The sequence below is a fragment of the Microcoleus sp. LEGE 07076 genome (assembly GCF_015207455.1).
Classification (GTDB): Bacteria; Cyanobacteriota; Cyanobacteriia; order Cyanobacteriales; family Microcoleaceae; genus Microcoleus.
Genome location: NZ_JADEWV010000063.1, coordinates 19,749 through 30,353, shown reverse-complemented (window position 1 = coordinate 30,353; position 10,605 = coordinate 19,749). Strand labels below are relative to the sequence as shown.

Genomic DNA, 10,605 nt, shown 5'->3' with positions numbered 1-10,605 from the left:
AGCCCGTCCTAATTATTTTTGCAAGAGGTCTAATGTCAGGTTTTTTAGCAAAAAAAACTAACATAAATCTGCCTCAACCGCGATCGAACTTCCCCAGAATTTACCGGAATCTGCGGCAAATTCGATCGCCCCGCTCCTTTGTACAAACTTCTCGATAGTTAAACAATTATTTCAGACTTTGTTTAATTTTGAGCTTTTCAGTAATCGAAAGTTAAAAAAATATAATGCTTTTGTACAACTGATTCAGACGTGCTGTATGGTTTGCCAATAAATTCCTGAATCTAGAAGATCATAAAATCTAGCCACCATAATATTGGATAATCGTAAAGCAACCAACCAGGCCAACAGCATGAATATCGATCGACTAAACACAGACTACGGCATTGCCGGCAACCTCACCTTCGCTACCGGAAACGGTGGTTTCCCGACGATTCACATCGACAACGGCCAAGCCAAAGCCGTGATATCGGTGTATGCCGGCCAAGTGCTCTGTTTCCAACCAGTCGCCGAAACCGCAGACGTGATGTTCCTCAGCGAAAAAGCTTACTACGCCGAAGGGAAAGCCATCAAAGGCGGTATACCAATTTGTTGGCCCTGGTTTGGCCCAGAGCCCGCAGCATCTGGCGGCCCCACTCACGGGTTTGTGCGGAATCGCCTCTGGAATGTGATAGAAACCGCCACCACCCCAGACGGCGCGACGAAAGTCACTTTAGGACTCAAGGATACAGAGGAAACTAGAGCAATTTGGCCCCAAGCCTTTGAACTGGCGATCGCAATTACCGTCGGCACAACTCTCACTGTAGAATTAATCACCCGCAATCTGGGAGACAAAGCATTTCCCCTTACGCAAGCTTTGCACACCTATTTCCAAGTCGGCGACATCAAACAGGTGCAGGTTTTGGGTTTAGAAAACAGCAAATATGTTGATAAAGTTGATGGCGGTGCAGAAAAAACTCAAGCAGGTGCAGTGGTAGCGACAGGTGAAGTCGATCGCATTTATCTCGATGTTACCAAGGAATTAGTCATTGACGATGCCGCCCTCAACCGTCGGATTCGCATTCAATCCTCTGGCAGCAAATCCGCCGTAGTGTGGAATCCCTGGGTGACAATTTCTGCAAACATGGCCGACCTCGAAGATACAGATTACCAGCGCTTCATCTGCGTAGAAACGACCAATGCGGCGACAGATATTGTGGAAGTCCCCGCTGGTGGTGAGTTCCGATTGCAGGCAGTTTACAGCGTTGAACGCGACTGAGCAATGAGAGATTAATAGACCTTTTGCATAAATTTGCGATCGCACGCAGATGCACCCGGCAGATTCACACAGATTAACGCAGATAATTTCAAGATAGTTGGCGATTTTTGTAACGTCGTGTCCGGTCGATTTACAAAAATAAGATTGGTTCGTAGTACCGAATGCGAGTCCGCTCTTGGATTGCGAACACTGACTGACGCACGCGCGATCCGTTTTTGTTGTGCTAATCGACCGGACATGATATAAGAGGTCTATTGAAAAATTATGTTACGCTCAGGCACAATCATACCGAATCCCTGATTTCTTCCTTCTTTATTTCTTAGTTTGTTTGGCACGGACATGGTTTCTACGGGATAGATTTAAACCGCAGTCTGCATCTGTTTGTGTATTCTTCCTTCTTCCTTATTCCTGATGACTAGCCTTCGACTTCACTCAGCATAAAATGACTGTTAACTGTTAAGTGTTAAGTGTTGACTGTTAAGTGTTGACTGTTGACTGTTAACTAATGACCAATGACCAATGACCAATGACCAATTCCCAATGACTAATTACCGTAAATGATTGTGCAAAACTTTAACTGGACAAAACTTCAAAACGGCTCAGACATTCGCGGTATCGCCCTCGAAGGCGTTGCTAATGAAAAAGTCAACCTCACCCCGGAAATTGCCACAATTTTAGGTCGATCCTTTGTCAGTTGGCTGGTGCAAAAAGTCAACAAACCAGCCGCCGAATTGATAATTGCGATCGGGCGTGACAGCCGCCTATCTGGCCCAACTTTAATGCAAGCAGTCATGGAAGGAATCGCCTCAGTTGGAGCGGCAGTATACGATTTTGAAATGGCCTCAACCCCCGCCATGTTTATGAGTACCATAACCCCCGGTTTTGATTGCGACGGCGCGATTATGCTCACTGCTAGCCATTTGCCTTTTAATCGCAACGGCTTAAAGTTTTTCACCGCCAACGGTGGGTTACAAAAAAAAGATATTACGGATATCTTAACATTAGCCCAAAACAATAATTTTCAGCCTGCCTCCGCGCCCGGTAACATTACCAAGCATGATTTTATCTCGGTTTATGCCAACCAATTTGTCAAAAAGATTCGGGAAGCAGTCAACCATCCCGATAATTTTGAGCAACCGCTGACAGGGTTAAAAATTGTTGTGGATGCGGGGAACGGTGCGGGCGGATTTTATGTTGATAAAGTCTTAAAACCTTTAGGTGCAGACACCGCAGGCAGTCAATTTTTGGAACCAGACGGTACTTTTCCCAATCATGTACCAAATCCCGAAGATAAACAGGCAATGCAGTCAATTTGTCAAGCGGTAATTGAACATAAAGCTGATTTCGGGATTATTTTTGATACGGATGTCGATCGCAGTGCGGCTGTAGATGGAGTTGGCAAGGAACTCAATCGCAATCGCTTAATTGCCTTGATTTCTGCGATCGTCCTGCAAGAACACCCAGGCTCTACCATTGTCACCGATTCTATCACCTCCGATGGCTTAACGCAATTCATCGAACAAGATTTAAAAGGGATTCACCATCGCTTTAAACGCGGCTACAAAAATGTGATTGACGAGTCGATTCGCCTCAATCAAGCCGGACAGGAATCGTGGCTGGCGATCGAAACTTCTGGACACGGAGCTTTGAAAGAAAATTACTTTCTGGATGATGGCGCTTACTTGGTGAGCAAATTATTGATTGAATTGGCTAAATCTCAGCTAGCAAATCAATCTTTGCCCGATTTAATTGCCAATTTAAAAGAACCCGCAGAAAGTGCAGAATTTCGGATTAAAATTGGTGCGGATGATTTCAAAGCTCTGGGAACTCGCGTCATCGAGCAACTGCAAGAATTTACCTCGACGCAAGCAGACTGGAAAATTGTTCCCAATAACTATGAAGGCGTGCGAATTTCCTGCACGTCTCCCAGCGAATCCGGCTGGTTTTTGTTGCGTTTGTCCCTGCACGACCCGGTGATGGCTTTGAATGTTGAATCTAAGGTTGAGGGAGGTGTCGATCGCATCGCAGCTCGGCTTTTAGCTTTTTTCCAAACCACAGAATACCTAGATTTATCGGCTTTTTTGAGCTAAGTTTAAGTTGGGAATATTCGCAAACAAAACCAAAGGAGGAATTGAATAGTGTGGCGTTTAATCATTAATTGTTCTGCTGCAAGCTGGGATATGAATTCTAAAGCTTTCAAGGCTCTAGCCGAAAAATATCCGGCTACGCCTCTGTCTTCCAAAAAAATGAAAGGCGACGGTCAACGCATCATGGAATATCAACTTGAAAATGTGAATGATGTGGAGGATTTTATGGAAGAGTGCTTGACTTTAGATGGCTTCACTGCTAGCTTTGAATCCTTATAAATCCGGGGTTGGGACTATAAAAATTCTCAAGGAACTTCTTGTGTAAATCTTCGATTGATATCATGTCCGGTCGATTCCCTCCGCTTCGCTTCGCCCATAATAAAAACGATCAAACCAATCTTATTGTTGTCGTTTCATCGGACATAATATGATACGTCAACTGCGGAGGTAAGGCAGATTATTTAATAAGAGTTTACGCATAAAGTAACTCTGCTTTGCATTTATGGTTGGTAGTGGGCGCCAAAGTCCTCCGTTTAATATCGTTCCCGGTAGATTGACCGCTCTGGCGAACCGTTTTTGTTACGATCGTAGACCGGACATGATATAAGAGCGGACTCCTGGATGCACGCGCGATCCTGCTGTTTATGAGCGGACTGAAGTCCGTACTACGAACCTTATGAACCGTTTTGATTTATAGGGCTGCATTAGTTTTGGGAAGCGGGATGAATTGGTAGTCGGAAGACTTCAAAGCCCAAGCCAAAAAACGTTCTGTGCAATACAAAGCTAATTGATTGCTAGGGCCGTTAAAAATTGTATCAAAGGCGTGTTCGGCCCAAGGAATTTCGAGTAAAATAGCCCGATCGCCCGTGGCGCGCAATCTTTCGTAGAGCGATCGCCCAAACTTAGCTTGAACAATATGGTCGCGACCTGCATAAACCAGCAGAGAAGGGGGCAGATTCGGTTTAATATAATTTATGGGAGAAGCCCGACGGTAAAGCTCCTTGAGTTGGTCTGGCGTTCCTCCCAGAAAGGCGCGCAAGACGGCTCGAACGTTTATAGCATCAGGAAAAGGTGGGTCGTTGTATCCCCGGATCAGGTCATTTGGGCCGTAATAGTTCACTACTGCTCTAATAGGAAGTACGCTTGAACCGTAAGTAGTTAACATTGCTAAATGGGCACCGGCTGACCTTCCCATCATGGCAATTCGATCGAGATCGATGGACCAATCAGCGGCATGATTTTTGATATAGGAAAGTGCGGCCTGCACATCCTCAAGCTGAGCTGGAAACTGATATTTGGGAGCGTGGCGGTAATCAATTGCGACAACACAATAACCTCGATCGGCCATGTAGCGGCTGAATTCCTCATTGTAATCGGGATTGCCTTTTTGCCAAGCTCCTCCGTAAACTGTGATAATCGCCGGATATTTGCCAATTTGCATTGGCCGGTAAAGGTTTAATTTCAGTGAAACTCCGTCAGGGTTGGAAAATACAATAGCCCGATCGCTCCTCACGTCTCTCATCGGAATTCCCCGGAAAGAATCTGCTAGGATAAACGGTTGGGAACGCATCTGCGCGCGATCGGCTTTAGGAACGGTGGCTAAATAGTTTCTCCCTAGAACTGCTTGCATTTCGGTAGCTATCGCTGCACTGGCGGCGGGGAACTGCATCAAGGGGAGCAGGCTCAAAATTAAGGCGCACAGGTTACAAATCAGTGAAATAATGTATACTTTGCCGTTAGGTCGTCCCAGCAGGTTTAGCAGAAGGGCGATCGTATTTATAGCGACCAACCAAGGACTGATTTCCGGCGAACCCACCGCCAAAGGGTACAGGAACAGCGTCGGTGCTGGTACGATAACCCAGAGACTGAAAAATAGCCCGATCGCACTCAGCAACCGAGGGATAAATCGCGAGGCTGAAAACGCTGCTAATAAAGGTAACTTTTTGCCGTTATTCTTGGGGAGCATCGGATTTTCTCAGCCTAATTTTTAATCAGCTTAAACTAAATATGGCAGTTTTGATTAGTGAGCCGATCGGCTTTACCACCACCCAATCATAGTAATGCGTTCCGGTGCAGCGATTTGTGAGGTTGCTGACAGGTTTCACAGTTTTTTATGCCAAAAATCCCAAATTGTGATAACCTCATAGACGTGCAAAAATCGATGCCAACAAAAAACCACCGTTGACAGAAACGGGGAAAATCCGGTGCAAATCCGGTGCTCTCCCGCAACTGTGAATACCAAGCAGTATCCCACAAATCGCTAACTTTTTGTAAGCTCTCGCTAGAATCAGCAAATCATCTGTAAAAAACAAGATAAATTTCAACCGCAGTTCACCAAATTTAGGGCTGCAAAACAATACCAAAAATAGCCACATCCCGATGCTAAGCCAAGCAACTATCCACACAAAACAGACTGAATGAAAAACGCGATCGCCAAATCAGATTTTGTGCTAAATTCTTACATGAAAAGCAACAATTTCAAAGCAACTTGGCAAATACTCAATACCGTCATTCCCTATACACTGTTATGGTTTCTAGCATTTAAAGCTGCTGCCATTTCTGTATGGCTTCTGCCGCCAATAATGGTGTTAATGACACTTTTTTCGGGACGGTGTTTTTCTTTAATGCACGATTGCGGACACTATTCTCTTTTTAGTGCCAAAAAACTCAATCGCCTTGTTGGTTTTATGCTAGGCATCATCAATGCAATTCCTCAGTATCCCTGGTCGAGGGGACACGCTTACCATCACAAACACAATGGTAACTGGGATATGTATAGAGGCCCTTCGGCGTTGATTTCCACTGAAAAATTTGCGATCCTCAACCCATTCGAGCAAAAAATCTATCAGTTGTTGAGACACCCATTGATGTTGTTTCCCGGTGGTTTTTTTTACTTGATTATCAAACCGAGGCTCGCGCTTTTATTAGGAATTTATGATTTGATTAGACATATATTTGTTTGTTTTCAGCAAGATATTGGCATGAGTTTATCGGCAATTTTTGCTTCTTACAAATCCCAACATTGGTATACGAATGCCGAGTTTTGGGATTTACTATTCAACAATATTTGTGTTGTTGCTAGCTGGGTTTATCTGAGCAATTTACTGGGGTTTGGCTTTTTTTGGAGTGTTTACTCAATTGTCATGACTTGTTCGGCAGCAATTTTTATCTGTATTTTCTTCATCCAGCACAACTTTGAGGGTTCTTACGCTCATAAAACAGAAGGTTGGGACTATCTTTTAGGCGCAATAGAAGGAAGCAGTTACCTAAAATTACCAAGTATTCTCAATTGGTTTTCGGCTGATATTGGTTGCCACAATATTCATCATCTCTCCGAGCGAATACCTAACTACAATCTTCAGGCTTGTCATCAAGCCAACATTCACCTGCTTGCCAATTCAAAAACCCTGACTTTGCGCGAGATTCCTAAATGTTTCAAATTCATTCTTTGGGATGCAGAATCTAATTGCCTGCAATCAATAAAATCATTTCAAGAAAAAGCAGAAACTCAATTAATTAACGTAGCAATTTGAAATCTGCGACTAATTAATAATACATTTTGGTACTTCTTTAGTACCAAAAAGCTGCAATTTGTTGCAAATAGCGGCATCAAATTGAACGGCAAGTTAGCTTAAATCAGAGCTTGCCATCCCCTTTATCTTTTGACTCTTCTGTTTCCTCTTCTCTTCGCGCTCTTGGCGTCTTCGCAGTTCGTAAAGAGAATATATTACCCTAATTGGGTATGATAAAACATATTCATATAGGGGCAGCCACCGACAAACGAGATTTACAAAACAATCAGTTAACAACTTATCGAACTGCAAATAAACCCGGTTTCTGGGGAGTAATTCAAAAACCTGGAATACGCTGTATCATAGAAGAGTTGAATTGCCAAAATAGCTGGGGTCGGCGAGGCAGCCAATCTCACAATAATTCAATTCCCAGACTTGGGTCGGCGATTTTAGCATACATTCTGCTCTCAAGAAAAAGGAAAAAATGAATTTATTTGTTGTATTCGGACTTCTGTTTGGACTGGTGGCGATCGCCCTTGCGATCTATTTAATCACGGCTCGCCCTTATCAATCATCCGACTCTGTGGCCAACTCCTACGACGAGTGGACAGAAGACGGCATTTTGGAATATTATTGGGGCGAACACATCCACTTAGGCCATTACGGTTCGCCGCCACAACGGAAAGATTTCCTCATAGCTAAATCCGATTTTGTGCATGAAATGGTGCGCTGGGGCGGTTTGGATCGATTACCTGCTGGCACTACTGTGATAGATGTTGGCTGTGGAATTGGCGGTAGCAGCCGCATTCTGGCCCAGGATTATAAGTTTGCAGTCACTGGAATTACTATCAGCCCGCAGCAAGTTAAGCGCGCTCAAGAATTAACTTCCCCAGAACTCGATTTGCAGTTTCGGGTGGATGATGCTATGGCACTTTCGTTTCCCGATGCGAGTTTTGATGTAGTTTGGTCGATCGAAGCTGGGCCTCATATGCCAGATAAAGCTGTTTTCGCCAAAGAGTTGATGAGAGTCCTAAAACCCGGCGGCGTGCTGGTTCTGGCTGACTGGAATCAAAGGGACTCGCGCCAAATTCCTCTCAATTGGTGGGAGAAACCCGTAATGAAGCAACTCCTCGATCAGTGGTCGCATCCGGCTTTTTCAAGCATTGAGGGCTTTTCAGAACTGTTAGAAGAAACGGGGTTTGTGGATGGTACTGTGACAACCGCAGATTGGACGCAAGAAACTCTTCCTTCTTGGATAGATTCTATCTGGCAAGGTATAGCTAGACCTGCCGGATTAGTACGCTTTGGTATATCGGGTTTTATCAAGTCTCTGCGAGAAGTACCGACACTTTTACTGATGCGGTTAGCATTTGGGACGGGGCTATGTCGCTTTGGGATGTTTCGCGCTGTGCGATCGCACTCCTTGGCAGAATTAACAGAAATAAGTTCTACTAAAACTATGACAGGTGTTTAGGACCGAAAACTTAATAATATCAAATCCTCTCTTCATCGGAATAGTAAATTCACTTTGACTGTTAACAGTTAACAGTTAACAGTCAAATAATTCAGATATATATTCTCTCCCTCTGTGTACTCTGTGTTCTAGTAAGGTTAAATCATTCCGATGCAAGCGGAAACGATATAACGAGCAATTTTTCGACCCGTCAACAGTCAACAGCCAACAGTTAACTGTTAACAGTTAACAGTCAACAGTTAACAATTCCGGTTTGAGTGCAACCGGAATTGATATAACAGCCCGATCGAACTCAAAAAAAAATATTGGAGAAGTTTAATTAGCGCCAGCCCAACCACCTGAGTACGGGCACAACTAAATAATGACTCACTCCCAAACAAAGCCCGATCGCACTTCCCAACAAACCAAAAAACACAACAGAACCCCAAACTTGCAGCCAGAAGTTAGCCTCAGACGACAGCGACAAAATTCTCAAAAAAGCCCCGGGAAAAATGTTGAAAGCATTCAAAAACAGAAACATTCCCGTAGAACAAACAGCCACCACTAAAGCGTGAACTAATTGATGGCTCCGCAAACCCATTCCCACAGTCAAAGAGGCGATCGCAAATGCCCCCAAAATAATCCCCTGCACCCCGCTAGAAGTTGTTGCTTCCATCCAGCACAAACCCGCCAACAAATAGGCCTGACATCCCATCAATCCCGACAGCCAATACTGTTTTTGTTGGCGAAAACTCCCGGCATCCGTCAAACCGATCGCAGTTCCCCAACCCGCAAAAGCAAACAGCAGCACTTCGGGCCCGACTGCGAAAGTCATGTCAGGAATTAATTGGTGCAAACCTTCATTTAAAAAACTGGCAACTTCCTGGCCCACAGGTGAAGCATAGCCCAAAACCAAACCGCCGATCGCCCCCGCACATCCGCCAACCCCGCCGAGCACCATTTCCCAGCCGGTATCGAGAGAAGCTACCACGATTTGGGCGATCGCGCCGAACAGCAAAACCGTCAAATTTGCCGTTTTTTGCGTCGCCGCCACTACTACTTGCCGCGAGAATTCTACAACAGTTTGACCGATCGGGGCGATCCTCTTCGAGGGCTTCGCTAACGCAATTTTGCCCTTACTCCTAGCATAAATCTCCTGCAAACGCCTTTTAAGCTCAGCAGCCGAAGCCGGACGCTGCTGAAGATTCGATCGCACCATATCATCCAACAAATTCCCCAAAGCCGGACTCACAGACACAATATGTCGCCACCGCAACTCCCCCGTCATCGGATCTTCAATTTCGGCGGGATACTTCCCCGTCAGCAAATGAATGCAAGTCCGCCCCAGCGCATAAAAATCCGTCGCCGGCACCACACCGCCACCCACAATTTGTTCCGGCGGGCTGTACCCGGGCGAAATCAAGCGCGTCGAACTCCCAGAATCTTTTCCCACCGCTTCGACACCGCCGATTTGTTTAACTCCCCCAAAGTCGATCGCCACCAATTGCAATCCACCCAAACCCTTGGTCAGCAACGTTTGTGGCGATTCCGGGTCTCGCAGCATCAAATTTGAGGGTTTAATGTCGCGGTGAATAATCTGACACCTGTGCAACTCCTCTAAAATTTCCACAGATTGACACAGCCAGCTAAACACCCATTCTTGGGCGCATCCTTGAGGGTGCTCTTCCAGAATTTCTTCTAAAGTTTTGCCGTGAATCTTTTCCATTACCAAACAAGGCAAGCGCCTCGCTGCGGCATTTCTACCCTCTCCTGCAAAATTTTGCGTTTGGACGTGAAAATAACCGTCCCGATCGACTCTCGGCACACCGGGATGCCCCAAAAACGCCAAAACCGAAGCTTCTTGCTCGAACAATTTCAGCGCTTTCGGGGCAGTTTCGAGCAACACTTTCAGGACGCGATCTGTTTGAGTTTCTGTGTCCCAAACTGTGTAGATAGCTGCAAAACCCCCGGAACCGAGGACTTCTAGAGGTACGTAGCGATTGTTTAGCAGCAGCGGAGCTCCGCAGCTATGACAAAAATTGTTGCCCCAAGTCTGAGGGTAAGGCCTTGGGCAATCTGGATTGATGCAGTGGACGGCTTTTGAAGGGGGGTGAGGCACAACCAGAGTAGAAATGGGGCTAGATATCCATATTAGACTTACGCGCAGCTCACGCCGAAACCCGGTTTTAAGCGAAGTTTAATTGCTGTAACGACGGATTTTGGTTGGAAAAACCAGGTTGCTGCACCAGTCCTGTCCATATTATGTGCTATGCTGTCGATTTTTGACTGTTGACCGCT

General features: G+C 45.4%; 7 protein-coding genes. 5 read left to right on the top strand and 2 right to left on the bottom strand.

Features of this window, described 5'->3' with window-relative positions; translation table 11 throughout:
- Positions 1-349: 349 nt before the first annotated feature.
- The 3 genes from IQ270_RS12915 to IQ270_RS12905 all read left to right on the top strand — a co-directional run bounded on the left by IQ270_RS12915 (position 350) and on the right by IQ270_RS12905 (position 3,621).
- A complete protein-coding gene (locus IQ270_RS12915) occupies positions 350-1,255 on the top strand; it encodes a D-hexose-6-phosphate mutarotase (protein WP_193973598.1) in 906 nt (301 codons plus the stop codon).
- A 557-nt stretch (positions 1,256-1,812) separates the two neighbouring features.
- Positions 1,813-3,345: a phosphomannomutase/phosphoglucomutase gene (locus IQ270_RS12910; RefSeq protein ID WP_228056314.1), complete on the top strand. Its 1,533-nt coding sequence runs from the start codon at positions 1,813-1,815 to the stop codon at positions 3,343-3,345.
- A gap of 48 nt (positions 3,346-3,393) precedes the next feature.
- Positions 3,394-3,621: a hypothetical protein gene (locus IQ270_RS12905; protein WP_193973597.1), complete on the top strand. Its 228-nt coding sequence runs from the start codon at positions 3,394-3,396 to the stop codon at positions 3,619-3,621.
- Positions 3,622-4,033: 412 nt separating this feature from the next.
- Here the strand turns inward: IQ270_RS12905 and IQ270_RS12900 are convergent, their stop codons facing one another.
- Positions 4,034-5,308, bottom strand: a complete 1,275-nt coding sequence (locus IQ270_RS12900) for an alpha/beta hydrolase (RefSeq protein WP_193973596.1) — start codon at positions 5,306-5,308, stop codon at positions 4,034-4,036.
- A 451-nt stretch (positions 5,309-5,759) separates the two neighbouring features.
- On the opposite strand from IQ270_RS12900, the gene IQ270_RS12895 reads away from it, so the two are divergent.
- A complete protein-coding gene (locus IQ270_RS12895; protein WP_193973595.1) occupies positions 5,760-6,875 on the top strand; it encodes a fatty acid desaturase in 1,116 nt (371 codons plus the stop codon).
- Between the two features lie 463 nt (positions 6,876-7,338).
- On the top strand, positions 7,339-8,328 hold the full coding sequence (locus tag IQ270_RS12890) for a methyltransferase domain-containing protein (protein ID WP_193973594.1): 990 nt from the start codon (positions 7,339-7,341) through the stop codon (positions 8,326-8,328).
- A gap of 319 nt (positions 8,329-8,647) precedes the next feature.
- On the opposite strand, the gene IQ270_RS12885 is transcribed toward IQ270_RS12890, so the two are convergent.
- Positions 8,648-10,426: a serine/threonine-protein kinase gene (locus IQ270_RS12885; RefSeq protein WP_193973593.1), complete on the bottom strand. Its 1,779-nt coding sequence runs from the start codon at positions 10,424-10,426 to the stop codon at positions 8,648-8,650.
- Positions 10,427-10,605 lie beyond the last annotated feature (179 nt).

Coding starts and splice junctions, on each gene's coding strand:
- IQ270_RS12915 (WP_193973598.1), top strand. CDS start 350: ATGAATATCGATCGACTAAACACAGACTACGGCATTGCCGGCAACCTC.
- IQ270_RS12910 (WP_228056314.1), top strand. CDS start 1,813: ATGATTGTGCAAAACTTTAACTGGACAAAACTTCAAAACGGCTCAGAC.
- IQ270_RS12890 (WP_193973594.1), top strand. CDS start 7,339: ATGAATTTATTTGTTGTATTCGGACTTCTGTTTGGACTGGTGGCGATC.
- IQ270_RS12900 (WP_193973596.1), bottom strand. CDS start 5,308: ATGCTCCCCAAGAATAACGGCAAAAAGTTACCTTTATTAGCAGCGTTT.
- IQ270_RS12895 (WP_193973595.1), top strand. CDS start 5,760: ATGAAAAACGCGATCGCCAAATCAGATTTTGTGCTAAATTCTTACATG.